The 25,713-nt window shown below is 52.0% G+C and carries 31 protein-coding genes; 16 read left to right on the top strand and 15 right to left on the bottom strand.

Features of this window, described 5'->3' with window-relative positions; translation table 11 throughout:
• Positions 1-233: 233 nt before the first annotated feature.
• A complete protein-coding gene (locus tag ACJJI6_RS09580; RefSeq protein WP_282933578.1) occupies positions 234-680 on the top strand; it encodes a magnesium transporter CorA family protein in 447 nt (148 codons plus the stop codon).
• A 91-nt stretch (positions 681-771) separates the two neighbouring features.
• Here the strand turns inward: ACJJI6_RS09580 and ACJJI6_RS09575 are convergent, their stop codons facing one another.
• Positions 772-1,419, bottom strand: a complete 648-nt coding sequence (locus tag ACJJI6_RS09575) for a type 1 glutamine amidotransferase (protein ID WP_475713231.1) — start codon at positions 1,417-1,419, stop codon at positions 772-774.
• Positions 1,420-2,070 carry a hypothetical protein gene (locus ACJJI6_RS09570; protein ID WP_475713230.1) on the bottom strand — a complete coding sequence of 217 codons (651 nt, stop codon included), beginning with the start codon at positions 2,068-2,070 and terminating at the stop codon, positions 1,420-1,422.
• Positions 2,071-2,161: 91 nt separating this feature from the next.
• On the opposite strand from ACJJI6_RS09570, the gene ACJJI6_RS09565 reads away from it, so the two are divergent.
• Positions 2,162-3,043: a LysR family transcriptional regulator gene (locus tag ACJJI6_RS09565; RefSeq protein WP_475713229.1), complete on the top strand. Its 882-nt coding sequence runs from the start codon at positions 2,162-2,164 to the stop codon at positions 3,041-3,043.
• 88 nt (positions 3,044-3,131) lie between these two features.
• On the opposite strand, the gene ACJJI6_RS09560 is transcribed toward ACJJI6_RS09565, so the two are convergent.
• From ACJJI6_RS09560 to ACJJI6_RS09550, 3 genes are all read right to left on the bottom strand, one after another.
• The gene (locus ACJJI6_RS09560; RefSeq protein WP_475713447.1) at positions 3,132-3,311 is read right to left on the bottom strand and encodes an allophanate hydrolase-related protein; all 180 of its coding nucleotides are present in this window, start codon (positions 3,309-3,311) and stop codon (positions 3,132-3,134) included.
• 26 nt (positions 3,312-3,337) lie between these two features.
• The gene (gene atzF / locus ACJJI6_RS09555; protein ID WP_475713228.1) at positions 3,338-4,756 is read right to left on the bottom strand and encodes an allophanate hydrolase; all 1,419 of its coding nucleotides are present in this window, start codon (positions 4,754-4,756) and stop codon (positions 3,338-3,340) included.
• A 403-nt stretch (positions 4,757-5,159) separates the two neighbouring features.
• Positions 5,160-5,765, bottom strand: coding sequence for a hypothetical protein (locus tag ACJJI6_RS09550; RefSeq protein WP_475713227.1), 606 nt, complete (start codon positions 5,763-5,765; stop codon positions 5,160-5,162).
• 236 nt (positions 5,766-6,001) lie between these two features.
• Here ACJJI6_RS09550 and djlA point away from each other — a divergent pair, with 236 nt between their 5' ends.
• The 3 genes from djlA (at position 6,002) to ACJJI6_RS09535 (ending at position 8,417) form a co-directional block, all read left to right on the top strand.
• On the top strand, positions 6,002-6,787 hold the full coding sequence (gene djlA, locus ACJJI6_RS09545; protein WP_444896603.1) for a co-chaperone DjlA: 786 nt from the start codon (positions 6,002-6,004) through the stop codon (positions 6,785-6,787).
• A 46-nt stretch (positions 6,788-6,833) separates the two neighbouring features.
• Positions 6,834-7,142: a BolA family protein gene (locus ACJJI6_RS09540; protein ID WP_444896604.1), complete on the top strand. Its 309-nt coding sequence runs from the start codon at positions 6,834-6,836 to the stop codon at positions 7,140-7,142.
• Positions 7,143-7,571: 429 nt separating this feature from the next.
• Positions 7,572-8,417: an OmpW/AlkL family protein gene (locus ACJJI6_RS09535; RefSeq protein ID WP_475713226.1), complete on the top strand. Its 846-nt coding sequence runs from the start codon at positions 7,572-7,574 to the stop codon at positions 8,415-8,417.
• Between the two features lie 203 nt (positions 8,418-8,620).
• Here ACJJI6_RS09535 and ACJJI6_RS09530 read toward each other — a convergent pair whose 3' ends face one another.
• The 3 genes from ACJJI6_RS09530 to recQ all read right to left on the bottom strand — a co-directional run bounded on the left by ACJJI6_RS09530 (position 8,621) and on the right by recQ (position 12,467).
• Complete coding sequence (locus ACJJI6_RS09530) at positions 8,621-8,773, bottom strand: hypothetical protein (protein ID WP_475713225.1); 153 nt, start codon at positions 8,771-8,773, stop codon at positions 8,621-8,623.
• A gap of 278 nt (positions 8,774-9,051) precedes the next feature.
• Positions 9,052-10,563: a CoA-acylating methylmalonate-semialdehyde dehydrogenase gene (locus ACJJI6_RS09525; protein WP_475713224.1), complete on the bottom strand. Its 1,512-nt coding sequence runs from the start codon at positions 10,561-10,563 to the stop codon at positions 9,052-9,054.
• A 98-nt stretch (positions 10,564-10,661) separates the two neighbouring features.
• Entirely contained in the window at positions 10,662-12,467 is a 1,806-nt protein-coding gene (gene recQ / locus ACJJI6_RS09520; RefSeq protein ID WP_475713223.1) for a DNA helicase RecQ, read from the bottom strand.
• Between the two features lie 153 nt (positions 12,468-12,620).
• Here recQ and ACJJI6_RS09515 point away from each other — a divergent pair, with 153 nt between their 5' ends.
• Positions 12,621-13,049, top strand: a complete 429-nt coding sequence (locus tag ACJJI6_RS09515) for a hypothetical protein (RefSeq protein WP_475713222.1) — start codon at positions 12,621-12,623, stop codon at positions 13,047-13,049.
• On the opposite strand, the gene ACJJI6_RS09510 is transcribed toward ACJJI6_RS09515, so the two are convergent.
• The gene (locus tag ACJJI6_RS09510; RefSeq protein WP_475713221.1) at positions 13,033-13,845 is read right to left on the bottom strand and encodes a glutaminyl-peptide cyclotransferase; all 813 of its coding nucleotides are present in this window, start codon (positions 13,843-13,845) and stop codon (positions 13,033-13,035) included. The two genes, ACJJI6_RS09515 and ACJJI6_RS09510, sit on opposite strands and share 17 nt — an antisense overlap.
• A 9-nt stretch (positions 13,846-13,854) precedes the next feature.
• On the opposite strand from ACJJI6_RS09510, the gene ACJJI6_RS09505 reads away from it, so the two are divergent.
• A complete protein-coding gene (locus tag ACJJI6_RS09505) occupies positions 13,855-14,490 on the top strand; it encodes a DUF502 domain-containing protein (protein WP_475713220.1) in 636 nt (211 codons plus the stop codon).
• On the opposite strand, the gene mnmC is transcribed toward ACJJI6_RS09505, so the two are convergent.
• From mnmC to ACJJI6_RS09485, 4 genes are all read right to left on the bottom strand, one after another.
• Complete coding sequence (mnmC, locus tag ACJJI6_RS09500; protein ID WP_475713219.1) at positions 14,483-16,471, bottom strand: bifunctional tRNA (5-methylaminomethyl-2-thiouridine)(34)-methyltransferase MnmC2/FAD-dependent 5-carboxymethylaminomethyl-2-thiouridine(34) oxidoreductase MnmC1; 1,989 nt, start codon at positions 16,469-16,471, stop codon at positions 14,483-14,485. The two genes, ACJJI6_RS09505 and mnmC, sit on opposite strands and share 8 nt — an antisense overlap.
• Before the next feature lie 13 nt (positions 16,472-16,484).
• Positions 16,485-17,024 carry a flavodoxin FldB gene (fldB, locus tag ACJJI6_RS09495; RefSeq protein ID WP_444896612.1) on the bottom strand — a complete coding sequence of 180 codons (540 nt, stop codon included), beginning with the start codon at positions 17,022-17,024 and terminating at the stop codon, positions 16,485-16,487.
• Between the two features lie 14 nt (positions 17,025-17,038).
• The gene (gene trmL, locus ACJJI6_RS09490; protein WP_108732553.1) at positions 17,039-17,512 is read right to left on the bottom strand and encodes a tRNA (uridine(34)/cytosine(34)/5-carboxymethylaminomethyluridine(34)-2'-O)-methyltransferase TrmL; all 474 of its coding nucleotides are present in this window, start codon (positions 17,510-17,512) and stop codon (positions 17,039-17,041) included.
• Between the two features lie 82 nt (positions 17,513-17,594).
• The gene (locus ACJJI6_RS09485; protein WP_282933559.1) at positions 17,595-18,125 is read right to left on the bottom strand and encodes a glycine cleavage system transcriptional repressor; all 531 of its coding nucleotides are present in this window, start codon (positions 18,123-18,125) and stop codon (positions 17,595-17,597) included.
• A 92-nt stretch (positions 18,126-18,217) separates the two neighbouring features.
• On the opposite strand from ACJJI6_RS09485, the gene ACJJI6_RS09480 reads away from it, so the two are divergent.
• The 4 genes from ACJJI6_RS09480 (at position 18,218) to ACJJI6_RS09465 (ending at position 20,309) form a co-directional block, all read left to right on the top strand.
• Positions 18,218-18,562 carry an MTH1187 family thiamine-binding protein gene (locus ACJJI6_RS09480; RefSeq protein ID WP_475713218.1) on the top strand — a complete coding sequence of 115 codons (345 nt, stop codon included), beginning with the start codon at positions 18,218-18,220 and terminating at the stop codon, positions 18,560-18,562.
• A 16-nt stretch (positions 18,563-18,578) separates the two neighbouring features.
• On the top strand, positions 18,579-19,391 hold the full coding sequence (locus ACJJI6_RS09475; protein ID WP_475713217.1) for a class I SAM-dependent methyltransferase: 813 nt from the start codon (positions 18,579-18,581) through the stop codon (positions 19,389-19,391).
• Between the two features lie 62 nt (positions 19,392-19,453).
• Complete coding sequence (locus ACJJI6_RS09470; protein ID WP_108732557.1) at positions 19,454-19,678, top strand: YheU family protein; 225 nt, start codon at positions 19,454-19,456, stop codon at positions 19,676-19,678.
• Positions 19,671-20,309 (top strand): alpha/beta family hydrolase, encoded by a 639-nt coding sequence (locus ACJJI6_RS09465; RefSeq protein ID WP_475713216.1) that lies wholly within the window; start codon positions 19,671-19,673, stop codon positions 20,307-20,309. The genes ACJJI6_RS09470 and ACJJI6_RS09465 overlap by 8 nt, the downstream gene beginning before the upstream one ends.
• On the opposite strand, the gene ACJJI6_RS09460 is transcribed toward ACJJI6_RS09465, so the two are convergent.
• On the bottom strand, positions 20,284-20,571 hold the full coding sequence (locus tag ACJJI6_RS09460) for an antibiotic biosynthesis monooxygenase family protein (RefSeq protein ID WP_413665059.1): 288 nt from the start codon (positions 20,569-20,571) through the stop codon (positions 20,284-20,286). The two genes, ACJJI6_RS09465 and ACJJI6_RS09460, sit on opposite strands and share 26 nt — an antisense overlap.
• Positions 20,572-20,689: 118 nt before the next feature.
• Here ACJJI6_RS09460 and tusA point away from each other — a divergent pair, with 118 nt between their 5' ends.
• Positions 20,690-20,920 carry a sulfurtransferase TusA gene (tusA, locus tag ACJJI6_RS09455; RefSeq protein WP_282933554.1) on the top strand — a complete coding sequence of 77 codons (231 nt, stop codon included), beginning with the start codon at positions 20,690-20,692 and terminating at the stop codon, positions 20,918-20,920.
• A gap of 75 nt (positions 20,921-20,995) precedes the next feature.
• On the opposite strand, the gene ACJJI6_RS09450 is transcribed toward tusA, so the two are convergent.
• Positions 20,996-21,682 carry a hypothetical protein gene (locus ACJJI6_RS09450; RefSeq protein ID WP_444905848.1) on the bottom strand — a complete coding sequence of 229 codons (687 nt, stop codon included), beginning with the start codon at positions 21,680-21,682 and terminating at the stop codon, positions 20,996-20,998.
• A gap of 293 nt (positions 21,683-21,975) precedes the next feature.
• Here ACJJI6_RS09450 and ACJJI6_RS09445 point away from each other — a divergent pair, with 293 nt between their 5' ends.
• The 4 genes from ACJJI6_RS09445 to ACJJI6_RS09430 are packed head-to-tail and all read left to right on the top strand — an operon-like array spanning position 21,976 to position 25,710.
• Positions 21,976-22,560 carry an elongation factor P hydroxylase gene (locus ACJJI6_RS09445; RefSeq protein WP_475713215.1) on the top strand — a complete coding sequence of 195 codons (585 nt, stop codon included), beginning with the start codon at positions 21,976-21,978 and terminating at the stop codon, positions 22,558-22,560.
• A complete protein-coding gene (locus ACJJI6_RS09440; RefSeq protein ID WP_475713214.1) occupies positions 22,557-23,450 on the top strand; it encodes a 5'-3' exonuclease in 894 nt (297 codons plus the stop codon). Before ACJJI6_RS09445 ends, ACJJI6_RS09440 begins: the two co-directional genes overlap by 4 nt.
• Entirely contained in the window at positions 23,447-24,568 is a 1,122-nt protein-coding gene (locus ACJJI6_RS09435; protein ID WP_444905845.1) for a 4-phosphoerythronate dehydrogenase, read from the top strand. The genes ACJJI6_RS09440 and ACJJI6_RS09435 overlap by 4 nt, the downstream gene beginning before the upstream one ends.
• Positions 24,559-25,710 (top strand): ATP-NAD kinase family protein, encoded by a 1,152-nt coding sequence (locus ACJJI6_RS09430; protein WP_475713213.1) that lies wholly within the window; start codon positions 24,559-24,561, stop codon positions 25,708-25,710. The genes ACJJI6_RS09435 and ACJJI6_RS09430 overlap by 10 nt, the downstream gene beginning before the upstream one ends.
• Positions 25,711-25,713 lie beyond the last annotated feature (3 nt).

Here is a 25,713-nt window from a genome sequence, read left to right as displayed (position 1 = left end):
AGTGTTCGCCCTTTTTTGTTGACCTAAAACAAATGCATTTTGTCCACTTTTGCTGGTTAAAACAGATCCTTCTGATTTAAATAATGTGAAGAGGCAGTCATGGATGGATTTGGTACGCTTATCAGGTCAATAGAGCATCTCCATCGATAGAATTCATTTTGAGTTAAGGTTAGTTGCGCTATATTCCTCCCAAAATGTTTACTGGAATAAAAATTCATTAGGAAGTAACCCCAATGCGTAGTTTGCCATTCTTAATTGCCTTTGCTCTTTTCTCCACTAGTGTATTTGCACATGATAATCATCAAACTGCGGAAGAAGTCCGCCAGTTAAAGAAAGAGGTGGTTAAGCTCCGTAAAGAAGTACACTCTGACCACAAACAGGGTGTTGGAGCTGAAAATGTTCGTGACTTAGAAAAAGAAGTGGTTAAGTTACGAAAAAATGTCCATCGGCTTCAGGACTTGATTTTGGAGTTGCAGGCGAGTATTGACGCTCAGCCCGAACTGGTACCGCCAGCTCTAGTAGAGGAGCGTCCAAAGTGGGCCTGTTATATGAAGGATCCAGTGGCGGGAGGCATGCATTCAAATGGCTTTAGCCGTATTGAGGCGAAGGGGAAATTACTTGAACTCTGCACCCAACGCAGTGGTTTTTGCTCTGAGTCAAGGATCAAGTGCTCTGAATAGATGAGCTGTTGAATTGGTTTGTGAGTGTTAGGGGAAATTCAGTTTATGAAGCCTGCTGAATTCCCCAATTCCGCCCACCCAATCAATAGTATCAAAAACTCACATTTAACTGTGTGAAGTGCGCATCAAGCAGCTGAAATAATAAATCGCGCCCTTTGCGATGAAGCGCCTCTGGGGAGCCGTGGATTTTAAAGTGTTCGGGAAATAACTTGGCAACATCCGTTTTTGACCACTCTAGATGAAATTGTAATCCCAACACATTTTTGCCGAATATAAACGCCTGATGAGGGCACAAATCAGATTCAGCCAAGCAGCTTGCCCCCTCCGGAATTTCAAAGAAATAACTATGCGCCTGGAACACATTCTCTAAATTAAAATTCAGTGCTGTTGTAGACCTTATAGGTAGCCAGCCCATTTCCTCTTGAGGAAGTTGGCGGACCTCCGCTTCCAATGCATATGCAAGAATCTGTGCCCCAAGGCAGATGCCCAGTATTGGGATCGGGAGTTCAATGCAGTTTTTCACCCATGCAATCTCATTGGCAAGCCAGGGGAGCCTTTCGCGCTCGCAAACGTTCATCATCCCACCAAGGATAATAACTCCGCTAAAGCCGCTTTGAGGAAGTGGTGATTTCTGAGGGTTAATGATAGAAAGCGGTATTCGCTTCTCTGTAGCCCAGTCATAAATATACCCCGGGCCCTCAGTTTCCTCATGTTGGATAATCAGTATCGGTTTGGTCATTTACTGGAAATCCTGATTTTCAAAATACAGTTCTTCCTTATAGTGGATGCCGGCTTTAGTTAGGCTTTTTGGCCAGCTATCTTTCGAAAGCGGTTTTAAACTGCTGCTATAAATGTCGCTGGAAAAATTATGGTCGGTGCTGACCAGCAGTATTTGGTCGAAGCTGGGGGTGGATGCAATTTCATGCACAAGCAAAGTGTAATTTTTAAGGAGTATTAATTGGTAGTGCCCATTTTCTGTTCGGGTAAGGGGACTGTCCATTAGTCGAGAGGTTACCCGGAAAGTAACAGCTTGCAGCGCAAGTTTTCCTCCTCGTTCAAAATGCCCTGTAAACAATTGGGCGTTAAAGACATTGAGTTTCCCCTCGCGTAGTTCGCGTAAAGAAAATTCCTCAGGAAGCAATGTGACTAACTCGTCTCGCTTGAGAAGGTTTTGCACCTCCTCCTGGTCATCAGTCTCCAATTCCAAAATAACTTGATGACTGTGTTTTCCGCCATGTAGTGGCATATGTGTGGCAATAACTTGCTCACCGACGGTAAACAGGGCCATGCCATGAATTCCGATCGAATTGTCACTTTGTGCTAATAAAGGTTGTGCGGAGCATACGCTTAAGCTGATTGTCAGAGCGAAAAAGAGAAGAATATTTTTCATCGGTTTTGTGTAGATATGACCTTGGATGCAGGGGATTCTAAGAGTACTCTAGTGAATAATCGATTCAAAAATAGAGACATTTGATTCCACTATGGAAATAGAAGCACTTGAGAAGTTCCTAGTGATTGCTGCGACGGAGAACCTGCAGCGCTCCGCAGACAGGCTGGATACGAGCCCAGGCGGATTGAGTAAAACCCTAAAACGGCTGGAGGGAGAGCTGGGCACTCGCCTGTTTGATCGAGTTGGCAAGCAACTGAAAATCAATAATGCAGGCCTCAGACTGCAAAGTCGGGCGGTTGAGATGGTGGCGATTGCCAGAAGAATTCGCTCTGAAGTTGGCGAGCTAAATGTAAATCAGGAGTGCCGAATTGCTGCTCCGACCATGCTGCAACTAGCCTGGGGTACATTTATCCACCGCAAATTTATTACTGAAGAAGCAGGGGGGCGGTTGTCATTTACATCGGCCTATGAAGCCTTAGCATTGAAGATGTTATCCAGGGGGGAGGTAGACCTGGCCCTGATAACCGGAGCGGTTTTGGGGCAGTTGTCATCCACAATGGATGCTCGGCCACTTGGCTCAGTATCAATGTGTATTGCTGCAGGGCCTGACCACTCTTTGATAGTGGAGCAGGGGGCTGAGGTGAAGGCTTCACTGTCAGATATCTTGCAATATCCATTTGCCGCACCGAGGATATCACCCTTCTGTGGTGAAGAGCGTGGGATAGGTAGCGATGGCTGGCCAGAAATTAATTATCCTCGCAAGGTGCAGGTCGTTGTAAATGATTATGGGGTTCTTTGCCAGCTAGTAAAAAATTGTAGGCTGCTCGCTTTTCTGCCTGAGCCTCTGATAACTGAAATGGGTGGGGTAATCGTTAGGGTGGAGGATGGCGATATAAAATCTAGTGAAGAGCTCTTTGTGGTAGGAAGGAAAACGAATGCCTCCTGGCTAAGTAAATTTGACGAGTGGACTTAGTGTTTCGATTAGAGCCAGTTAAGTCATCTTCCATAGAGGGTATTGCAGTAACTAAACTGCCGAAATATTCGGTTGGTAACTGCCATATTTACACCTGGATGGCTTGCCCATCTCCTGATTCATCGCGAACCATAGCGGGGCGCTCCTCCTCGGGGAGAACATAGAGTCGGTATTGATGACTGGTTGTTGTTTTCTGATATAACTGTTCTCCCCGCTCAGTGAGTTGCCAGTTGAGAGGTTGCTCTTTGAGATGAGTACCACAGACTATAATTTTGACCAGCTTGTCCGGTGTAGCTAATGGCGAGAGCCGCTGTCTTGGTTGGACGTCTCTCCCGGGCGTTCTCCTGTAGCAGCCAATGGGAGATTACAGGCCTGGTGTAAACTATTAGAAAAACTTAGCAGGGACATATCGCAATGTTTCTGGCTAAACAAAGTGACTCCCCAGCTAATTCCGGAACTAAGAAAGCCAACGGGCACTGCGGTCGCAGAATAGTCCAATAAGTTCATAAAATTTGTGTAGGTTCCGAGAATAGAATTTCTTTGAATGGGTTGCTCGGATATTTGCTGGCGGGTGTAAGCAGTCGGTATAGTGGGAATAATGATAAAATCGACATTCTCCAGTGTTTTATCACAGATTCTCTTTAGTGCTTGTAAGCGGTATTGTCCCAGGAAAGCATCAGCTGCAGTTTTTGTTTCCGCGGAGTTAATAACCTTCCGGATTACCTCAAGCATGGATTTCGGTTTTACACCTTGAGTTGCAATCCAGCGCTCGGCTACCCAGGGACCTTCGTATAGTAGCTTTGCCGCTTCTATAAAAGGATTAAAGTCTACAGTTACAGCCTGTCCGCCCAGCACTTTTAATTTTTTGATAGATTGATTAAAGAGTGCCTGGGTTTCTTTGTTCCCTTGAAAATCAAGTTGCTCAGGTATACCAAAATAAAAACTGATCTTATTGTTAGGGAAGCTTTCCTGGAAGTACCGCAGCCTATTGGAAAATGGGGTGGTACGGCTATAGATATCGGCTGAATCAAACTTCGCCGTAATATCAAGTAGCTTGGCGGCATCTCGACAATTTAGGGCAAATATTGACACACAGTCGAGACTTTTACAGGCGGGGACAACCCCTGTAGTGCTCAGCAGTCCCCGAGTGGGTTTGTGGCCTATTAAATTATTGAGTGCCGCAGGTACCCGACCAGAGCCAGCAGTATCTGTTCCCAAAGCAAAACTGACTTGCCCAAGTGCTGTGGCAATAGCTGATCCCGCACTGCTCCCGCCAGAAATATACTCCTGGTTAAAAGAGTTTTTACCTTCTCCGTAAGGGGAGCGAACACCTACTAGACCGGTGGCGAATTGATCGAGATTGGTTTTGCCGAGCGGCACGGCTCCTGCTTCAATCAATAGCTTTACAACAAATGCGCTTTCGTGAGGGATATAGCTAAAGTCTGGGCAGGCTGCTGTTGTAGGTACTCCAGCAAGATCAATATTATCCTTGATGGCAAAGGGTACTCCGTATAGAGACAGATCGCTGGGCCTTATTCGGTCCAATGCTTCTAAATAGGGCTCTAGCTCTTCTCGGGTTAATAAGGTGATCCAAGCGTTATAGTTGGATTGCTGCTGTGCTTGTTTTAATAGGCTGGCAATGAGTTCACGCGGTGTTGTAATACCTTTCGAGTAGGTGTTTCTTAGATGGTCTAGCGTTAAATCGTGGGTCATAAAAGGGTTCCGAGAATATCTTCAACTAGGGAGCCTCTGAATAACTCCGCGATACCTCTGGCATGCAGAGCGGTTCACAGTCAAGGCGCGGCTTCGCAGGAATGTCTAGACCTTTCAAGAAGTCGCAACGCGGAGTGTGAATCGCTCTGCAAGCCCCGAAGGGCGGGCCTTGAAGGCCACAGCTGCTGCGTTGCAGCTCTTGCAAAGGGCTACGGCCATTCGCGGCGAGCTGCGCCTAACATCTGCAGCCTTCAAGACCCGCAGAGGCATTACGGAGTTATTCAGAGGCTCCCTAGATACCGAACTGTTATTTATTTCGATGTTTGTATTGCTGAGATTATATTTTTTCAAGAATTTTCATCTCACTGTAAACCGCATAATTTTAGATTTAGCAAATACATAATTAGTTTGATGCCCTCTCTGGTGGGCAGGGTGTCCCTGCTGCGATCCAACCTTTCATTGCTTCAATGAACTTATCGTGGGGGATATTTACCGGTTGGCGGCTGTCACCGGGGTGCCATCCCCACAATACCAGTGGGCTGGTACTGACAAACTCCAGTTGACTGGTTGGTGCTCGCCCGCCGTTGTCCTGGGGAGTAGTTAGCAGCTTGCAGATTTGAGCCGAGGATTTTTGTGACCAGTTCAACTCAATGGGTGCCATAACCCACCCTGGAGCTCCAGGCGCACCGGTAACAGGGTTGTTTTTATTTGAATGGCAGTTATTGCAACGCATGGTACCTGCCCCCATATTATCTGGACCGCGCTCCACTCTAGGAACATGGGGAGACCCTTCATTTATAAGTGGCATCTCCAACTGGTGACAATTGAGGCAGCGGGGGTGCAGAAGGACCTCTACGATAGTTTCCCAGTCCTGGTGCCCTGGAGTGCTGCTGGCCTCCTCTTGCTGGGATGCACCTCGATGTTGATCGCAACCAGTTAACGTGAGGAGTGCTATGGCACAAAAAGCCAATAGGGGGCGAAAGAGAGCTGTGTCTGGCCGCATTTTCATTCGGCTTGCCTTTAAGTTCGATTTTCACTCTCAAACATAATTGGGCCTGAGGACTAGTGATAGTTTCGAGATTGATTGCCGCGTCAAAAGATAGACCTGGCGGGTTCAGTTCTATTGGGTTGTGACCAGTGATTCATATTTGGGGATTAAGGCGCCGTAGTACGTGGTATGATAGGTGCGTTTTACTTGTTTGATTCTTATATAGCGGGCGCGACTTTTAGCGTCTAGGAGAGTGTATGTCCTGGTTAGGGGCGGGGTTAGGTGCAGGCTTTGGTTTTATGTTTGGCGGTCCAATTGGTGCGGCATTGGGAGCCTGGATCGGCAGTTCATTTGGTTCCAGTTTGCAGCAGCGCCTCGGGAAGGCTGCTTCGGCCCTGAGCAGGGATGGAGCCCAGACAATCTTCATCGTGACTCTATTTTCGATGCTGGCAAAAATGGCTAAGGCAGACGGCCTGGTTTCTAAAGCTGAAGTGGAGTTTATAGAGGGCTTTATTAGAAACAACCTCCGTCTGGGCACTGAGGAGCGCAAGCATGCAATCCGTATTTTTGAAAATGCTAAGACTGATAAGTACAGCATTTACGATTACGCAAAACAGTATCGCCAGCTGGTTCGCGATCAAGCAATGCGGGAAATGGTGTATCGCCTATTATTTGCTGTTGCTTATGCCGATGGTGAATTACATAGCGCAGAAGAAGATATTTTAAAACGCATCACTGTTGATCTTGGGTTGCATGAATCTTTATTTGCGGCAATGCAAAATGAGTTTGTGCACGGGGGTAGGAGTACGGCTGCAAATCTGGAGCAGCATTACGCAGTGTTGGGTTGTACTCCGGAGACTAGCGATAAAGAGCTTAAATTAGCTTATCGCCGAAAAGCAGCAGAGTATCATCCCGATAAAATTGCTTCCAAGGGGTTGCCTGAAGAGTTTATGCGTCATGCTGATGATCAGATGAAAAGTATTACTGTTGCCTATGAAGCGATTGTTGAGGCGAGAAAGCAACAGGCTAAGGTTGTCAGCTAGGTTCTGGAAAGTAGCCTTGCTGTATCGCAAATAAAGGAGTTGATAGATGAGTCTTGCTGAGACAATTAAAGATAAACTGACTGCGGAATTTTCCCCGCAGCATATTGAAGTGCAATGCGAAAGTCATATGCACAATGTGCCTGCTGGCTCTGAAATGCACTTTCGGGTCGTTTTGGTGAGTGAGGCGTTCAATTCGGCAAGAAAAGTGCAGCGCCATCAAAAAGTCTATGCGGCTTTATCTGAAGAAATGGCTGGCCCAATACATGCTCTTGCTCTGCACACTTACAGCCCGGAAGAGTGGGAGGGACAGGCCCCACAGAGTCCTGAATGCCAGGGTGGTGGAAAAAAGTCGTAATTCAGCGCTTTATTTAAAACAACTCAGACAGGTTCCAGTTCTGGGACCTGTCGCGTTTTTCATGTAAACAGCCATTCAAAAATTTTCAGTTTCTTTTTGCGTCATGAAAGCCATCATAAGCTTTTACTGGTTGTAAGAATCAGTAGTGTAATGGCGTCTATTTTTTGTTTGTTAATTTAGATCTCTTCATATCTCTCTTGCTCTGGTGGCCGCTAGAATTCCAAGAGGCGCCTATCCATTTTAAAAATCATACTTTGTTCGGGAAAATTAAACGCCAAAAAGCGGTTTAAGTGCCAGAAAACAATAAATACTTTTTTACACGCCAACATTTGTTTGTTTTTTCTACACCTGTTACTTCGTGCGACTAGACTGACCATTGATTGGGCTGATTGCTGTTTGATCTGCTGAATATCAATGGAGTTACCACAAATGAAGATGACGCGTATTCTGATCCCCGTTATGACGCCCCTCGCCTTAGCAATCTCTAGTGTCGCTTCGGCAGGACCGGCTGGCTATGCCCCTCCCCCACCAAAGACTCAGGAGTTTAAGGTTCGAATTGGTGGGGCCTATATCTCCCCCAACTCGGATAATGTCACCTTTAGTGATAGATTCTTTGACTGGCCGGATGATGAGTCTTTTGACTGGGGTGCATTCCGTTCCAATGTTGATCCTAGTGATGAGTGGGGCTGGTTTATCAATGTAGAGTGGCGGGCTACTGACCATATGAGTGTATCCTTGAGTTACACCGAGGGTGACCGCCATACAGGAGGAGATAATAGGCCCTGGCTACGTCGCTTTAATCCGGACTTTGACGAGTTCCACCGCCGTCGCGATTTCGCTCGGTGGAAGCCTCAGATCACGGCCGCCTATCTGAATTATTATCCGTTAGATCCCAGCTGCATGGTTCAGCCTTATATGGGAGTAGGTATTAACTATACCGACTTTACCGATGAGCGTCTGAGACATTGGGGTTGGTGGGATTACGATGATGATATTGAAGTGTTCCGTCCTTGGGATGGCCGTGTAAACCTGGGTGACAACTGGGGATACACTTGGCAGATTGGTGTCGACTTTAATTTCGGTCATGATAGTAGCTGGCTAATTAACCTTGCCGCTATTTACTATGATGTAGATACCGATATTGAGGTGGATGCCTTCTGGTTCGATACCAATGATGACAATGAGTTTTATCGCCACAGATTCGGTGGTGATTACCTCTTTGACCCCTGGTCATTCAATATTGGTGTAGGCTACAAGTTTGATTTCCACTGGTAATCAGTCATGCAGCCAAAAAAGGGCGCTTCGGCGTCCTTTTTTATTTAACGCTCATCTGATATTCAGGGGAAGGCGCTTAATCTTTCTTGAGTGCTGCAGTTGCCAATTCTTGATTACAAGTGGCGCTTATATTGATCGCAGTTGTATTCTTTAAATTTCTCTCTCAATTTATTTATCTTGTCCTTCCATTTCTCCATCTGCTCTCACGATCCGCCATCTTTTCTTTCTTCGCGGAAGTGTTCAATTTTTTGTTGCCACTTTTTACATTTCTTAAATGATGCATCCTGTTGTGCTGCTGCCTGATGGGTAGCAGTCAGTACAGCAATAAGGGCAATAGCGAGACCTTTGGTTTTCATAATGGTTATTCCAATTATTGCTAAATAAATAATCTCACCCTGTCAATCTAAAGTAAATGAGGTGCATTAAAAAATAAGAACCTATTTGTTTTTTGGTGAGCCAATTAGTGAGGTAAATATAAGGTTTTGGTGCTAAGTGTGAAAATCGGGGCAGGGGAGTGTTTCAGGAACGTAAAGGTTGGAGTCCTGAAGCTTTATGCCTGCTAGCAGTTTATATCTGGAGATAGGAAGAAGGCCCGCTTAGTTATGGGCCTTCTTATAATGATTTGTTTCAGTAATTACTGATTTGAGGGAAAACTGAACTGAATACCTTCCCTTACACCACTGGCAGGCCAGCGCTGGGTAATGGTTTTGCGCTTGGTGTAAAAACGCACTGAATCGGGGCCGTAGGCGTGGAGGTCGCCAAACAGTGAACGCTTCCATCCACCGAAACTGTGATGTGCTACCGGTACCGGTAGAGGAACGTTGATGCCGACCATTCCAACTTTAATATTGTCGCTGAAATAGCGTGCGGCTTCTCCGTCGCGAGTAAATAGACAGGTGCCGTTACCGTATTCATGAGCATCTATAATATCCATGGCCTCCTGCATGGTTTCGACACGCATCACACAGAGTACCGGGCCAAATATCTCTCCACTATGAATCGACATTTCTGGAGTAACTCGATCAAATAGGCAGGCTCCCAGGTAATTACCATTTTCAAAACCGGAAACGGTCTGGTTGCGTCCATCTACAGCCAACTCGGCACCCTCTTCGATACCAGCAGCAATATAACTCTCCACTTTTTGTAAGTGTTGCCGGGTTACCAGTGGCCCCATATCGCTTTGGCTGTCCATACCATCGCCGATTTTCAGATCAGCAATTTGTACTTTGAGCTTCTCAACAAGGGCATCGGCGGTTTCATTACCTACCGCTACAGCGACAGAGATGGCCATACAGCGTTCACCACAGGAGCCATAGGCTGCGCCCATTAGAGCTGCGGCAGCGTTGTCCAGGTCGGCATCGGGCATGATGATCGCATGGTTCTTGGCACCACCAAACGCTTGCACTCTTTTTCCATGGGCGGTGCCTGTGATGTAGACATATTCTGCGATCGGAGTCGATCCCACAAAGCTCACCGCTTGGATACGTTTATCAGTGAGGAGTGTATCGACAGCCTCTTTACCGCCGTTAACCACATTCAGCACCCCTGTAGGGATGCCAGCTTCAATACCCAGCTCCGCGATAAACAGTGCAGAGGAGGGGGTGCGTTCGGAGGGTTTTAGTACAAAAGTATTGCCGCAGGCAATTGCCATGGGCCACATCCACAGCGGAACCATAGCGGGGAAGTTAAAGGGGGTTATACCGGCACAAACACCCAGCGGTTGGAATTCGCTCCAGGAGTCTATTGCCGGCCCGACATTTTTACTGTGTTCGCCCTTAAGCATTTCTGGAGTAGAGCAAACGTACTCGATATTCTCGATGCCCCGCTGTAATTCCCCCATCGCATCGTCGAGGACCTTGCCGTGTTCCAGGGTAATCAGCTCACAAATCTTTGCAGCGTTCTCCTGTAGCAGGTCTCGCAGGCGGTACATAATTCGTACTCGCTTGGCCGTCGGAAGGTTTCGCCAAGCGGGAAAGGCCGCTTCAGCTGCGCTAATAGCCTCTTCAACCGTCGCTTTAGAGGCTAGCGAAACCTGGGCGATCACTTCGTTGGTGGAGGGGTTGGTGACCTCTTGGAGTTCGGAGTTACCTGCGGCACCGGTGTCATTGACCATGTTGCCATTAATCAGGTGGCCGATTACTTTCATAGTTCTCTCTCAGTCGGGTTTATCAATTATTGTTCTACTGCTTTGCCCCTTTGTAACACAGCTCTGTGTTTTGGGGAAAAGCTCCCGACTGATCGGAGTTATTCGTGTTTGGGAAAATCCCTGAGAACCGCCAAAAATGCATCGCCGAAGCGCTCGAGCTTACTGTCTCCAACGCCGGAGACCGCTAATAGCTCGCTGCGTGTTTGTGGATGGGCTTGTACCATACCGCGCAGGGTCGCATCATGGAAGACGACATAAGGCGGCACACCGCGCTCTTCTGCCAACTGTTTGCGACAGTTGCGCAGGGCTTCCCAAAGCACTTGGTTTTCTGGGCTGAGATCATCCAGGCTGCGACTGTCACGGCTCTGCGAGCGCGCCGCTTTCGGGGGAAGCTTGCGCAGGTTGAGAGTCTCCTCCCGTCGCAGCAGTGGGCGACAAATTTCAGTGAGCCTCAGCCCCTGGAACTCTCCCTCGACCTCCAGGTAGCCGCGAACAATCAGCTGCCGCACGACTGCCCGCCATTCGGCTGCGCTTAGGTCTTTGCCGATGCCATGAGTGGAGAGCTGGTCGTGCTCGAATTTGCGGACTTTCTCGTTCTCGGAGCCGCGCAGTACATCGATCACGTGGCTGGCGCCAAAGCGCTGTCCGGTGCGATAGACACAGGAGAGTAGTTTTACCGCTGCCTCACTGGCATCCCAGGTGGCCGGCGGCTCCAGACAGGTGTCACAGTTGCCGCAGGGGTTGTCCAGTGGTTCCGCAAAATAGTCCAGTAGGGCCTGGCGGCGGCAGCTGGTGATTTCACACAGCCCGAGCATGGCATTCAGGCGGCTGCGCTCCTGGCGCTTGTGCTCTTCGCTGCCCTCTGAAGACTCCACCATCTGGCCGATCTTTACCACATCCTCAAGACCGTAGAGGAGTAAAGCAACTGAGGCCCCACCATCGCGGCCCGCACGGCCCGTTTCCTGATAGTAGGCTTCTATGCTTTTGGGCAGGTCCAGGTGAACAACGAAACGCACATCCGGCTTATCAATCCCCATACCAAATGCAATGGTGGCGACAACAATGACGCCCTCTTCACGCAGGAAGCGACGCTGGTGCTCGGCGCGGGTCTCGGCGGGTAGTCCGGCGTGATAGGGCAGGGCAGTGAAGCCTTGCTGGCTCAACCACTCCGCAGTGTTCTCCACTTTGGCTCGGGACAGGCAGTAAATAACCCCGGCGTTGCCCTGATGTCCGCTCTGTAAGAATTGCAGCAGTTGGCGGCGCTGGTTGTCCTTGGGCTCAATGCGGTACTGGATATTGGGGCGGTCGAAGCTGCTGACGAAGTGGCGGGCCTCTTCCAAGTCCAAGCGGCGAGCAATTTCTGCACGGGTGCGCTTGTCTGCTGTCGCTGTCAGGGCAATACGGGGCACCCGGGGGAATTGCTCGTGCAGGCAGTTGAGTTGCAGATAGTCGGCGCGAAAGTCGTGCCCCCATTGGGAAACACAGTGGGCTTCATCAATGGCAAACAGCGACAGTTCAACCCGTTGCAGTAATGACAGGGTTCGTGGCTGTAGCAACCGCTCCGGGGCTAGATAGAGGAGATCCAGCTCACCGTGTAATAGCTGGCTTTCGATTGCCTGGATTTCGTCGTAGGCCACTGATGAATTCAAGTAAGCGGCGCGGATGCCGGCTTCCTGAAGAGCTTCTACCTGGTCCTGCATCAGGGCAATCAAGGGAGAGATAACAACTCCACACCCGGGGCGCGCCAGGGCGGGAATCTGGTAGCACAGGGATTTACCACCGCCGGTGGGCATTAATACCAGGGCATCATTGCCGGCTACCAGTGTGTCGATAACCGCTTTTTGAGGATCGCGGAAATCGGTATAGCCAAAAACGTGTTCGAGAATATGCTGTGGGGAATTCATGGGCGGGGAGTATACCTTGTGGCTCGATCGTGCGCGGTATGTTTATTGATGAGTATGCCGCTGAAATTGAATGAAATTGACGGCTTTACGCCTGTGACATAATTCGCGGGTTATAATCCTACGCCATCACAGCGGCAAGCTAAGGATAGGGCTATGCGCACATTGATTTTGTCAACTGTGTTGTCGTTGACGGTTCCTGCCGGACTTCTGGGGTGTACCTCAACCTCCCCTCATAATCTGGTTCAATCTGTTGTTGCTGACACCCACCTGGGGTGGCAGTCAGCACCGGAAAACCAATTGGCATTTTCCCTGGCGACCGCATCGGGTGTTGCCCAGGTTGAGCTGCAGCCTTTGCCGGAAGAGTTTACGGTGGTCACTCTTGAATTGCCCGGTATGCAAAAAGTTGAAAATATTCAGTGGGAAAATGGAGAAGGGAAATTCACCACGCTGTATGACGGCAAGGCGAGTTTGGAGGGCGTCAGCCTACAGAGCCGGGGGCACGGCTATCGCTTGCAGTTGCAGTTGTCCGCGATGGACTATCTCCGGGATGGGGGTGTGCTGACCGTTACGGATCAGCGTTAGAAACTTTAGTGGTGCTCTCAAAGCCCAGTCCCGCAGGGCGAATCAAATAGAGCTGTTTCCAGTACTTTCCAGTTACCCAGAGCCCATTTTTGGCTTTGTCCCAGGCGATACCATTGGCCACAGTATCTGGATGGTTCTTGCCGGCGGGATTGAGGTCGCTGAGATCGATAATACCGCGCACCTGGCCACTCTCCGGATCTATGGCAATAATCTGTTTTTCTTGCCAGATATTTGCCCAAATCAGGCCCTGGGCAAATTCCAATTCATTGAGTCTGGACCAATTTTTACCTCCGCCTTGAACTTTGAGGTGTCGCACTACCTCAAAAGTATCGGGATCGCGGAAAACCAGTTCGCCACTGCCATTACTCATAATCAGCTGCTGGCCATTACTGGTGAGGCCCCAGCCTTCGCCTCGATAGTGCATGACCTTCAAATGTTGGAGCTTGTCTGCGTGGTAGACATGGACCTCTCCCGCCTTGTAGGTCAGCAGGTAAAGTTTATCGTTGAGAACTGTGAGCCCTTCGGCGAAACGATTCCTAGCAAGCCATTTGCGTCTTACTGGATTGGCCCCAGGGTCGGTATACTCGGCGAGCCAGGAGCGGCGGTAGCGACCACTGCTCTCCCACCAGCGTTGACCATCGTAGAAAAGCCCCTGGGTGAAATGGTCCCCTCCACGCTGGCGCTCTTCCAGGATGGAAAAAGGGATTGTTTGGAGTTGTGTCTCTGCAGCTGCACTTTGCGGCCACGGGGCGTAAAGCAATAACAGTATCCAGCTGTTCACGAGAAGTCGGTTCATCAATAGCCTATGACCAGAATTAAAACTTTTATCACATTGACGCTGCTGGGTGGACTCGCAGTGGTGCTGCCTATAGCTATCTTTGTCCTGCTGTTTCAGTGGCTGTTCGGTCAAGTTAGTGATCTTGTAGCTCCCGCTGTGGTGTGGCTTGAGGCGCATACAGAATTTAAGAATACCCTTGCCAGGCTCGTGGTGATAGCCCTGATCCTTGGTGGTTGTTTCGCGATTGGTTTGTTGGTGAAAACCAGTGTTGGCAGCTGGTTGCACCGCCATGTGGATCACTGGTTGGGACGCCTGGCGCCGGGTTACAGCACCATCAAAGATGTGGTGATCCAGTTTATTGGTGGCGGTGGTGAAGGTGTGCTGGCGGGGCCGGTAGCTAAGGTCCGCATTCACGGCATTGATAATCCGCTCACTGTCACCGCAATTGTCACTTCTCAGCACCCCAATGGAGATATGACCGTCTATGTGCCCACAGCGCCGGTACCCACCTCCGGGTTTGTGTTTCATGTGCCGGCAGAGTGCGTAGAAATACTGCCCGGCGTGAGTGTTGAGGCGGCGATGAAGACGATCGTCGCCTGTGGTTCCGGCAGTGCCAACTTGCTGTCTTCAGAGAAGAAGGAGACTGGAGTCTCCTCTACTTGATATCCCGGTTCCTACCCAGATCGCGAATGGCAAAGCGAGCAGGGTGCAGTGCTTTGGCCAGGGTTGCGCTGACCGGAAGGGGCTCATTGAGCATCCAGGCAGTCAGTACCTCGGCTGTTAGTGGTGCGTAGGTAAAGCCACGGGAACCCAAGCCTCCCATTACATAGAGGCCTTGCTGGTAGTCAGCTCGCTCGGGAACGTACTGCTTGCGATTCTTGCGCAGTGCGATATAGGTATCGCTGATAGAGTCCCAGTTGGGTAAGGGGCCGGCTAAGGGTAGGTAGTCGGGGGTCGCTGCGCGCAAAGCCGCTCGGCCAGTGAGAGACTGTTGTGAGAACTCATCGGCTATTTGCGGCAGTAGCTCCGCCAGGGTTTGTAGATTCTCGCTGTGCTCGCTAACCCGTAAGTCAGTAGCGGTCTCCTTAAGCTTAAAGGTGGCACCAAAGCTCTGACGCCCTTGATAGGCAGGAGTGATATAACCCTCACCGCACAGAGCCATTTGTAACTGCGAAGAATTTTCAGTGGCTGCTGCTCTGGACACCTGCCCGCGAATTGGCTTCAGGGGGAGGGCCGCCGCTGGGGCAAATTGGCGAATATCATTGGCACCGCACAGAACTACCGCATCAAATTGAAAGTCACTGCGGTCTGTTTTTACTGACCAACCGCTCGATTCTCGTTCTAATTCTTTTACCAAGCTGTTGTTGTGCAGGGTGATGTTTGGATGCTGCAATAAAGTGGCGCAGACTTTGCGGGGTTCAATCCACCCGGCGTGAGGAAAGTGCAGTCCACCCACGGGTAGGTCCACACCTGCCAGGGAGCTGGCCGCTCGAGCATCGACAGGTTCAGCCAATAGCTGCCCATCGCTCTCCGCCAGTGTGGCGGCAACCTGACTCTGTAATTGCTGTTCCCGCTCAGTTTGCGCCAATTGAAGCAGACCGCTGAAGTGGCTCACTTTAGAGCAGCGGCTGCGATAGTAGCGCTGGGCAAACATCAAAGCGTGGAGATTGAAGTCTCCGTTGGGGCCGGGCTTGGGAGATAACTTGGCGTATAGAATTCCCTGGTCATTCCCAGAGCCACCAGAGCCGGGTTCCTCACCCTGCTCAAATATCTGAACATCGATGCCGCGCTCTGCCAGTGCCCGGGCAATAGTGGCACTGGCTATTCCCGCGCCGACAATAGCGACGGTTTTAGGACGCTTGCTTTCCTGGTGAGGCAGGTGCCACGGAGTTTCTCTGGTTTCGCTCACTTGTGGGCTCTCCAGTGTGCCACACAGCATTTCTCTTTTGCGCCCGAAGCCGGGAACCTTGCGCAGGGAAAAACCGGCATCGCGGAGTCCGCGCTTAACCAGCCCGGCGCAGGTAAAGGTGGCGAAAGTGGCGCTGGGACTGCTCAGAGCGGCCATGTTGTTAAACAACTCCGGTGCCCACATATCCGGGTTCTTGGCTGGGGCAAAACCGTCCAGGAACCAAGCGTCTACCTGGTGATCGCTGTCCCTTTGCAGGCGCAAGCTGTTCAGGGCCTCACTTGCCTCCCCGATAATCAGGGTCAGGCTGATCGGGCCAAAGTGCAGTCGGTGAATACCGGCGGCCAGCAGGGGAGGGTAGCTATCGATCAAGGGCTGGGCGAACGGGGCCAGTTGTGGCCAGAGATCCAGTGCCCTGCGCAGGTCGTTGGGACGCAGTGGGAACTTCTCGACCGAAATAAAGTGCAAGCGAGCACTTTCCGGGGCTGTTTTCTGCCAAAGCTCCGCGGCGGCGAGAAAGTTCAGGCCGGTGCCGAAGCCTGTCTCGGCAATGGTAAAGGTGCCGTTCTCTGCGAGCTGTTGCCAGCGTTCAGCCAGGGCATTTTGCTGCAGGAAAACGTAGCGGGTTTCCTCCAGGCCGGAGGCGCTGGAAAAATAGATATCGTCGTAGGCGCGAGACAGCGGTTGGCCGTCTTCACGCCATTCAATTTCTGCGTACTTCTTGTCCGGTTCGCTCACAATAAGACTTCCGTCAGCCCTCATCCTGCAAGCCAAACTCGCGCATTACCTGGGCGCACCAGCGCTGGATACGCTCCTCGCTCAGATCGAATTCGTTCTCCTCATCCAGGGCCAGCCCGACAAACTGGCTGCCATCGGCAGTTAGCCCCTTGGACTCTTCAAACTCGTAACCTTCTGCGGACCAATAGCCCACTGCACGGGCACCGCAGGCGAGGAGCTGCGAATGCAAATAGCCCAAGGCGTCCTGGAACCACTGAGGGTAGCCTTCCTGATCACCCAGACCAAACAGCGCAACCTTTTTCTCGTGCAGGTCCAGCGCGGCCAAGTCGTCCCAGATATTTTCCCAGTCCTCTTGTAGTTCGCCGTAGTCCCAGGTGGGAATGCCGAACAAAAGGAAGTCGTAGTCTTCGGCGAGGCCAATATCCGCCTCTGCGATATTGTGGATATCAATCCATTGAGGACCGATACACTGGCGGATCTTCTCCGCAGCCATTTCGGTATAGCAAGTGCTGGAACCGTAAAAGAGTCCGATTGGGGCTTGGGAACTTTGCATAACAGGTGAACTTCTTACTGCTGGGACACGGCGCCACTAAAATCCAATTGCCGCCAGGCCTCGTAGATAACAATGGCGGCGGCATTGGACAGGTTGATACTGCGGCTCTCGGCACGCATGGGGATACGCAACGTATTTTCGGCCCCTACTGCTTGCAGGAACTCTGCGGGTAGCCCCCGGGTCTCCGGGCCAAACACAATGGCGTCATCCGCCTGGAATTCGATCGCGGTATGGCTTTTGCTCCCCTTGGTGGAGAGCGCCAGTACCCTGGCGGGTTGCTCGCTATCGATAAAAGTCTGCCAGTCCTTGTGGCGCACCACACGACTGTACTCGCTGTAGTCGAGGCCGGCGCGGCGCAGGCGTTTGTCATCCATATCGAAACCTAAGGGCTCGATAAGGTGCAGCTCTGCCCCAGTATTGGCGCAAAGTCTAATAATATTGCCGGTGTTTGGCGCTATTTCAGGTTGGTATAGAACAATCTTGAACATGAGGTGGCGTTTGCGCTGGAGAGACTTCTAGCTAGACCGGACAGCAGTGCCCGGCCCTGTACGGCTGCGGATTATTTCACAATTAGATGGGGGTGGCGATCTCCTCGCAATCGATCTCGACCCCGAGTTCATTGGCAATTTGGTCCAGATCGTCACGCAGGCCGTCGAGATCTATGTCTTCGGCCACACTGATGGTGCACTCGGCATTAAACAGGGGCTCACCGCTCCAGGGAGTGCTGCCGTAAGTGGTTTCCAGGTGCTCCATATTGATATGGTGGGCGGTAAGTGCGCGCGAGATCTCGCGGACTATGCCGGGACGGTCGTTGCCAACCAGTTTCAGCGTCAGCGTTTGCTGGGGTTTGGCGGACACTGCAATGGCATCTTCAATGACCAGGTTGTAGCCTGCGTTTGCCAGGGCTGACAACGCCTCTTTAAGTGTCTCACTTTTATCTGCGGGCACCGCCACCCGCAGGATTCCGGCAAACTTCCCAGCGAAGTGGGCCATATGGCTGTCTTCCCAGTTGCCGCCGTTATCTGCGATAACTGCTGAAAGCTTTTCCACGACACCGGGCTTGTCATCAGAGATCATGGAGATAACGAGATGCTGTTGCATATAAGGTTCCTTTGCTTCACGAGAGACGTTGAGCTGACATTGTAATAGGATCTCGTCGAATAACTCTATCGGCCAATCTCAAAAGCGTTATTTTGAAACCAATATCCAAGTACTTTAACGAGGGACTGTTGATGAATGTGATTGCGGACTTATGTGTGATCCCTATCGGCGTTGGTGTTTCCGTCAGTAAATACGTTGCTGAGTGCGAGCGGGTGCTGGAAGAGGCGGGGCTTTCCTATCGCCTGCACGCATACGGTACCAATATCGAAGGGGACTGGGATAAGGTGATGGCGGCAGTTAAAGAGTGCCACGAGCGGGTGCATCAAATGGGCGCCGAACGAATCAGTTCCAGCCTGAAATTGGGAACTCGTATTGACCGCGAGCAATCTATGCAGGATAAGATCGACAGTGTGCAAACGAAGTTGGACCAACGATAACAACACAGGAAAAACTATGACGAGCAATTTTAAGAAATCCCTGGTGGCCCTGGCCGGTGCCCTGGCTTTGGCGGGCACAGCCCAGGCCGCAGATTTCTCTGCTGCCATTAAGGGGGATCATCGCAATAAGGATTATGTCGCCCGCGATCAGTACCGCAACCCAGCGGAGACCCTGAAATTTATGGGGATCGAGCCGGATATGACAGTAGTGGAAATTACACCGGGTGGCGGTTGGTATACCGAAATTCTGGGGCCCTACCTGAGCAAGGAAGGGACCTTATATGCGGCGCACTTCCCCGAGAATAGTGAGTCCGACTACTACAAGCGCTCCCTGAAAAACTTCAAAGCGAAGCTGGCTGCTAACGATAAGGCTTACAAGAAAGTAATTGTGACTGAGTTTGCCCCGCAAACCGGTCGCGAGATTGCTCCGGCAGGCAGTGCCGATGCCGTAGTAACTTTCCGCAACGTGCACAACTGGATGTATCGCGATTATGCCGATGAAGCTTTTGCCAGCTTTTTTGCCGCGCTGAAGCCCGGTGGTGTTCTGGGGATCGTTGAGCACCGTGCCAAGCCAGGTACCAGCCTGGAAGATATGGTGAAAAGTGGTTATGTCACCCAGGAGTATGTTATCGACCTGGCCAAAAAAGCGGGCTTTGAGTTCGAAGAGGCCAGCGAGGTAAATGCGAACCCCAAAGACACTGCTGACCACCCCAAAGGCGTCTGGACCTTACCACCGGTAATGCGCCTGGGTGAAGAGGACCGTGAAAAGTATCTCGCTATCGGCGAGAGCGATCGTATGACCCTGCGCTTCCGCAAACCCAAGTCCTGATCGTTTTACAATATTCTGGGGGTGGCTATGGCTGCTCCCAGCCTACCTGAATTAGTCGCTGTATGATTATTCCCTTCGAACAACTAGATGCCGATACCCTGCAAAGTCTGCTGGAAGAGTACGCCACTCGCGAGGGCACCGAATACGGTGAGCGTGAAGTGGAACTGGTGGACAAAGTTGCCAGCCTGCGTCGCCAGCTGCAATCCGGCCAAGTGGTGATCTGGTTTGAGCCCGGTGAAGAAACCGTAAACCTGGTCCTGGCCGAGGACCTGCCCCCCGATGTCTGAGTGGTTGATCGATAGCCCGCGAGAGCCCCTTGCGCGCTTTCTGTTTGCCCATGGCGCCGGGGCGCCGATGGACAGTGAGTTTATGCAGTTCCTGGCGCAGGGGTTGTGTGAGCAGGGTGTGGAAGTAGTCCGTTTTGAGTTTCCCTATATGGCGCAGCGGCGCACCGGGGGAAGTAAGCGGCCACCCAATACCATGCCCCAGCTACAAGAGTCTTTCCGCGAGCAAATCGTCCAGCTAGGCCCCGAGTTGCCCCTGTTTATCGGTGGTAAGTCCATGGGCGGGCGCGTGGCGAGTCTATTGGCGGATGAATACTGGGGGCAGAAGGCGATTGCCGGTGCCGTGTGCCTGGGATATCCGTTTCACCCCCAGGGCAAGCCGGAAAAGCTGCGTACCGAGCACTTGGTGGATATTCGTTGCCAGACCTTGGTGATACAGGGAGATCGGGACCCATTAGGCAGCCGGGCTGAGGTAGAAGGCTACGGACTAGCGAACACCGTTGAGGTCGAGTGGCTGGAAGATGGCGATCACGACTTTAAACCCCGTCGCGCCAGCGGTTTTAACCAGCTTCAGCATTGGCAATCCGCAGTAGAGTTGGCTGCCCAGTTTATGCTGCGATCTCCAGGACAGTAATGCGCTCTTCCCGCACCATCAGTGGGTTGAGTAGATTCATCTGTGCGCGGCGCTCCTGGCTGGTATACCAATGTTGCCAATGGAGTTCAGATTGCCATTTGGAGAGTGTAAAGCGCCGCAAGGGATTGCCCTTCTCGATATAGGTCTGCCCCTCGATAAAGCCTACGGTACGGTAGGCGCAAGTGAGGATTTTGCGGGCGGCCTCTTCATAGCTGCCCTGCATTTCTGCCGCAATTTCCCGTTCTATTAACACATAGATCATTGTCAGCCCGAATTGCGTTAGCCCTATGAGGATTTTAGTGCGGGCGCAGGGGAATTACCGCGTGGCCCTCAAGCCTCTGGAGATGACGGCGGCGGTAAAATTGCGCACAATAATACTTATGAAGTCAGATCACACCTTAGATGCCCGTGGCCTCCTGTGCCCCGAACCCGTCATGATGCTGCATTCAGCGGTGCGCAATGTCGCCGATGGTGAAGTGTTGAAAATGGTTGCTACCGACCCCTCCACTCAGCGGGATGTGCCCAAGTTCTGCCAATTTCTTGGATATGAGCTGGTACAGCACGCAGAGGAAAATGACGAATTTGTCTACTGGATTAAAAAAGCGGAATAGCGGGTCGCGGTTGCTCCAGCCCCCATGCCATTGGCGGGGGCTGGCACACTCCTGAATATTAAGACCCAACAGTCCCTAGGGAGCTGTCACCAGGGCAGCGATAGCGGCCAGGGCTTCGGGGTCCTCGGATTTAATTTTGTTAGCGATATGGTGTTGGAAAAAGTACCGGAATCCCTCGCTCTCCTGCGCGGGGTACAGGCAGTGATCCCCCGGTAAAACCGGAGTGGTTTCAACAATATCGTGGTCTATTAGCATGCCGTGAATATCCCCGTCGGCGTGCAACCTCCAGCTGACGACCTCAATCAGTGTCAGGTTCTCGCGCTGTTCATCCATAAACACAGCGTGGGTGCCGATGGTGTCGGGGATCTCCTGGAGTACTTCCTCAGCTTTATTGCTCTCGTATTCAAAGTATTCCGCCGCAGTCTCCAGCTCGACGATCTTGTGAATGGGGGGCTGATGGAAGATTTCCTCGATGCCGGGGTCATAGTAGCCCTCAAAGCGTCCGTCGAGAGGGTCCTTGATGTCGGGACAGGCCACTATGGTGTTTAACCAGGGAACGAGGCCTACGACCTCGCCATTTGCTTTGAGACCCCAGCATAAAACTTTCAGGCTATATAGATCTGTGCCGCTGGAGTTGTTGGAGTAGAGCATTTCCAAGCCGTCTAGCTCCGGCGAAAGACGAATAAAGCGCCTGTCCGCAGAAGTTTCGATGGGCTCGCCGGTGAAGAGGTCAACCACATTGTTGATGCTGTGGTCTGTCATGGAACACCTCCTTGCAGGGCCGGTTGTATACCGTCTCCACGTCAGATGAAGGTGCGACAGCGAAATGCCCTACCTCTGAAGGAAGACTGGGGCAGGAGGGTGTTTGATTGCTTTAATTCCCTCCTCGGGGAGACGCTAGAAGGACACGCCCTCTGCGGCATCCCTGTTCCTAAAGGTATATGTTGATTTGCCGAAATACAACCAGCGCCTTTTGCGCCCCGTAAGCGCCTGCGCTTTGATCGGGGCGCAGGCGTTGATATAGTCCCCGCCTTTGAGGTATCCCGGAGAACGCCTTGCCTGTTGCAACCGCAGAAATGGCTTCTGTTCCTACGAAACTGCCAATGGCTGATCGTATCGTCAGAGTCTTCGATCACTGTTTTTCAGACCCAAATGGGCTCAATACCCGACTTCGCGGGGGCTTTTGCGAGCCCTATTACCGGCCCAGGGGGGAAGGTCAACCCTACCACCAGGTAGAGTTCACCCTGGACTATGCCGCCAGCGCTTTGCATGAAGTCGCGCACTGGTGTGTCGCCGGAGAGGCCCGGCGGCAATTGCCGGATTACGGTTACTGGTATGCGCCGGATGGTCGCAGTGCCGACCAGCAGGCTGAGTTCGAGCAGGTAGAGGTCAAGCCACAGGCCCTTGAATGGATCTTTGCACGGGCTTGCGGACTCAAGTTCCGCGTGAGCGCCGACAATCTGGAAAATGGATTGGGCGCCAGCGACCTGTTTAAAAAGGCCATCTGGCAGCAAGTTCTGGACTATTGTGATACCCGGCCCAACCCTCGGGCCTGTGCATTCGCCGAAGCCCTGATGAAGGAATTCGGTTGTCCCAATCCTTTTGACTGGGGCAGCTACCAATTGGCGGATCTCTCTTGAATAGTTATCTCATAGACGCATCGGTATATATTTTTCGCTACTACTTTGCGCTGCCGCCCAACTGGGAGAGTCGCAGTGGCTACTCCACTGAAGCCGTTTACGGCTTTACTAACTTCCTGTTGGATATGTTGGCGCGACAACCGAGCTATATTGCCTGCGCCTTCGACGAATCATTGGGAAGCTGTTTTCGCAATGAGATTTACCCGGACTATAAGTGCAGTCGCGCACTACCAGATGAAGCCCTGGCTTTCCAGCTGGCGGCGTGCCGGGAAATGGCTGAGGTACTGGGTATTGCCAGCTTTTCCAGTGAGCGCTACGAGGCCGATGACATACTGGCCACGTTAACCCGGAAGCTGCACCGGCATAACCCAGTGGTCGTGAGCCGGGACAAGGATCTGGGGCAGCTGCTGGCTCGGGGCGCTGTATCCCTGTGGGATTTTGCCAACGACCGGCACCTGGATGGCGAGGGCGTACGGGAAAAGTTCGGTGTGCGCCCGGAACAGATTCCCGACTATCTGGCCCTGGTGGGAGACACTAGCGATGATATTCCCGGGATACCCGGCGTTGGCCCAAAGACAGCGGCACGCCTGTTAGAGATATTCGACACTATAGAAATGTTGCTGGATCAGCTCGATACCCTTGCCACAATGCCCATTCGCGGAGCCAAAGGATTGGTGGCCCGGATAGAGGAATACGAAGAGCAGCTGCACCTCGCCAAGCGCCTGACCAGTCTTGAGGAGCGGGTTCCCCTGGATATAAAGCTGGCAGATTTGTGCCCACAGCCGGTGGATGTCTATCTGGCCCGTGCCCTGGCGGAGGAATTTGGTATCGGCGGCCTGAGCAAGAAGATTGAACGCACCTTAGCGGGTGTTGATGGAGAACTTACATGACGGATAGCGCTGCACAGAGTGCGGGATTAAAAATTGTCGCCGATGAGAATATTCCTGCGTTGGAGGAGTATTTCGGTGATCTGGGAACGCTGGAGCGCTACCACGGCCGCACCTTGAGCCGAGAACAATTAATTGATGCGGATATTTTGTTGGTGCGCTCGGTCACCCAGGTTGATCAAAGCCTGCTGGAGGGGACCCGGGTGCGCTTTGTTGGCAGCTGCACCATAGGCACTGATCACCTGGATACCCAGTGGTTGGAACGCAATGAGATCTTCTGGAGTGCCGCGCCTGGCTGCAATGCCAACTCCGTGGTGGAGTATGTTTTCTGCACCCTGGCCGCACTGGAAATTGACTGGCATGGGCGCAGCTTCGGCATAGTGGGCTGCGGCAATGTGGGCGGATTATTGCAACAGCGCTTGCATGCCCTCGGGGTTTCCTGCGCAGTTTACGATCCCTGGCTACCGGAAAACCCGGATGCGAGTGAGCTGGAAAAGGTGCTGAGCCAGGATATTGTTTGCCTTCACGCACCGCTGGTTAAGGGCGGCACCTACCCCAGTTTCCATATGATTGGAGCAGAGCAGATGCGCCAGCTCCGCGATGGCAGCGTATTGATTAGCGCCGGCCGGGGTGGGGTGGTAGACAACCGGGCACTGCTGGCGGAAATCCAGCGGGGCAAGCGTTTTACTTCCGTACTGGACGTATGGGAGAACGAACCGGATATCGATATTGAATTATTGCAGCATGTTGACCTGGGGACACCGCATATTGCCGGTTACAGCCTGGATGGGAAGCTGGCTGGCACCCGTATGATTCGCGAGGCCTTGTGCCGGGAACTGGGTATTGCACCCATGTCTGCGGAATGTCAGCCGGCTGTTACCTCTAAAGAGATCAGGGGAGACTCAGCAGAAGAATTACTGTTGCAGATGTACAACCCCCGCGCGGACGATCGCCGCCTGCGCGCGGCTGCAGCAGGTGATGTGCCGATGGAGAAGGCTTTTGATTTGCTGCGTAAAGAATACCCCGAGCGCCTGGAGTTCAGTCACTACAAAACTTCAGCCCAGACTTTGGGTGACGAAGAGAAGCGACAACTGGAAGTTTTGGGGTTGGCGTGCAGTTAAGTAAACAAGTAAAAAAGCTTGGTTTAATTATTAACCCCTGGGCTGGCATTGGTGGCCCGGCGGGTCTCAAGGGGAGCGATGGTGCCGAAACGGTGCAACGCGCGCTGGACGCAGGTATCGAGCCCCAGGCAAATCAGCGTGCGGCGCTGGCCCTTGAGGAGCTAAAACCCTATAAGGATGAGCTGGAAATCCTGTGCTTTGCCGGCGATATGGGGGGCAGTACAGCGCGTAAACTCGGTTTTTCTGTCTGTGAAGTGGGCGTGGCCGAGTGCTCGCCATCCTCCCCGGAAGATACAGAGCGTGCAGCAGCCACTATCCGCAACAATGGTGCAGACCTCATTGTTTTTATTGGCGGTGACGGCACTGCGAGAAATATCGTCAATGCCCTGGGGGATAATTTCCCGGTGCTGGGTATTCCCGCCGGAGTGAAAATGCACTCCGCCTGTTTTGCGATTTCCCCTAAAGCGGGTGGTGAGGTTTTGCGCCGTCTGATGGCGGGGCAGCTGGTGGACCTCGCTGAGCGTGAAGTGCGGGATATTGATGAGCAGTCATTCCGCAGTGGGCGGGTAACCACGCGTTACTACGGCGAGTTGCTGGTGCCCCAGGAAGGCCAGTTTTTACAGGCGGTAAAAAATGCCGGCCGCGAAGTGGAAGAGCTGGCAGTTGCGGATATCGCCGCAGAGATTACCGAAGACCTGGACCCGCAAACCCTGTATGTCGTTGGCCCAGGCTCTACTACATTGGCAATCCTCAGCGAGTTGGGCTGTGAGGGAACACTGTTGGGGGTGGATTTATTACTGGATGGCCAGTTGTTGCAGCTGGATGTCAGTGCGCCGCAAATTGAACAGGCCATTGCCGATCACAGCGGGCCGGTAAAAATCATTCTCACCGCCATTGGTGGCCAGGGTCATTTAATTGGCCGGGGTAACCAACAATTGTCAGCCAATGTACTGCGGCGCGTTGGGCGCGATAATTTAATCGTGGTTGCAACTAAAACAAAAATTACGGAATTACATGGGCGCCCGCTATTAATCGATAGCGGTAACCCCAAGCTTGATAAACGGTGGAGTGGTTTTATTCGAGTGGTTACCGGCTATCGGGATGCCATTCTTTATCCACTGAGTAACGGGGATATTCAATAAGCG

The sequence above is a fragment of the Microbulbifer maximicatervae (SeqCode) genome (assembly GCF_056232625.1).
The sequence above is the reverse complement of the archived record's forward strand: the minus strand, read 5'-3'. Positions and strand labels throughout refer to the sequence as shown.

Bases quoted from the DNA above. Each gene is read 5' to 3' on its own strand.
- ACJJI6_RS09580 (WP_282933578.1), top strand. From the start codon at position 234: ATGCGTAGTTTGCCATTCTTAATTGCCTTTGCTCTTTTCTCCACTAGT.
- ACJJI6_RS09575 (WP_475713231.1), bottom strand. From the start codon at position 1,419: ATGACCAAACCGATACTGATTATCCAACATGAGGAAACTGAGGGCCCG.
- ACJJI6_RS09570 (WP_475713230.1), bottom strand. From the start codon at position 2,070: ATGAAAAATATTCTTCTCTTTTTCGCTCTGACAATCAGCTTAAGCGTA.
- ACJJI6_RS09565 (WP_475713229.1), top strand. From the start codon at position 2,162: ATGGAAATAGAAGCACTTGAGAAGTTCCTAGTGATTGCTGCGACGGAG.
- atzF (WP_475713228.1), bottom strand. From the start codon at position 4,756: ATGACCCACGATTTAACGCTAGACCATCTAAGAAACACCTACTCGAAA.
- ACJJI6_RS09550 (WP_475713227.1), bottom strand. From the start codon at position 5,765: ATGAAAATGCGGCCAGACACAGCTCTCTTTCGCCCCCTATTGGCTTTT.
- djlA (WP_444896603.1), top strand. From the start codon at position 6,002: ATGTCCTGGTTAGGGGCGGGGTTAGGTGCAGGCTTTGGTTTTATGTTT.
- ACJJI6_RS09540 (WP_444896604.1), top strand. From the start codon at position 6,834: ATGAGTCTTGCTGAGACAATTAAAGATAAACTGACTGCGGAATTTTCC.
- ACJJI6_RS09535 (WP_475713226.1), top strand. From the start codon at position 7,572: ATGAAGATGACGCGTATTCTGATCCCCGTTATGACGCCCCTCGCCTTA.
- ACJJI6_RS09530 (WP_475713225.1), bottom strand. From the start codon at position 8,773: ATGAAAACCAAAGGTCTCGCTATTGCCCTTATTGCTGTACTGACTGCT.
- ACJJI6_RS09525 (WP_475713224.1), bottom strand. From the start codon at position 10,563: ATGAAAGTAATCGGCCACCTGATTAATGGCAACATGGTCAATGACACC.
- recQ (WP_475713223.1), bottom strand. From the start codon at position 12,467: ATGAATTCCCCACAGCATATTCTCGAACACGTTTTTGGCTATACCGAT.
- ACJJI6_RS09515 (WP_475713222.1), top strand. From the start codon at position 12,621: ATGCGCACATTGATTTTGTCAACTGTGTTGTCGTTGACGGTTCCTGCC.
- ACJJI6_RS09510 (WP_475713221.1), bottom strand. From the start codon at position 13,845: ATGAACCGACTTCTCGTGAACAGCTGGATACTGTTATTGCTTTACGCC.
- ACJJI6_RS09505 (WP_475713220.1), top strand. From the start codon at position 13,855: ATGACCAGAATTAAAACTTTTATCACATTGACGCTGCTGGGTGGACTC.
- fldB (WP_444896612.1), bottom strand. From the start codon at position 17,024: ATGCAAAGTTCCCAAGCCCCAATCGGACTCTTTTACGGTTCCAGCACT.
- trmL (WP_108732553.1), bottom strand. From the start codon at position 17,512: ATGTTCAAGATTGTTCTATACCAACCTGAAATAGCGCCAAACACCGGC.
- ACJJI6_RS09485 (WP_282933559.1), bottom strand. From the start codon at position 18,125: ATGCAACAGCATCTCGTTATCTCCATGATCTCTGATGACAAGCCCGGT.
- ACJJI6_RS09475 (WP_475713217.1), top strand. From the start codon at position 18,579: ATGACGAGCAATTTTAAGAAATCCCTGGTGGCCCTGGCCGGTGCCCTG.
- ACJJI6_RS09470 (WP_108732557.1), top strand. From the start codon at position 19,454: ATGATTATTCCCTTCGAACAACTAGATGCCGATACCCTGCAAAGTCTG.
- ACJJI6_RS09465 (WP_475713216.1), top strand. From the start codon at position 19,671: ATGTCTGAGTGGTTGATCGATAGCCCGCGAGAGCCCCTTGCGCGCTTT.
- ACJJI6_RS09460 (WP_413665059.1), bottom strand. From the start codon at position 20,571: ATGATCTATGTGTTAATAGAACGGGAAATTGCGGCAGAAATGCAGGGC.
- tusA (WP_282933554.1), top strand. From the start codon at position 20,690: ATGAAGTCAGATCACACCTTAGATGCCCGTGGCCTCCTGTGCCCCGAA.
- ACJJI6_RS09450 (WP_444905848.1), bottom strand. From the start codon at position 21,682: ATGACAGACCACAGCATCAACAATGTGGTTGACCTCTTCACCGGCGAG.
- ACJJI6_RS09435 (WP_444905845.1), top strand. From the start codon at position 23,447: ATGACGGATAGCGCTGCACAGAGTGCGGGATTAAAAATTGTCGCCGAT.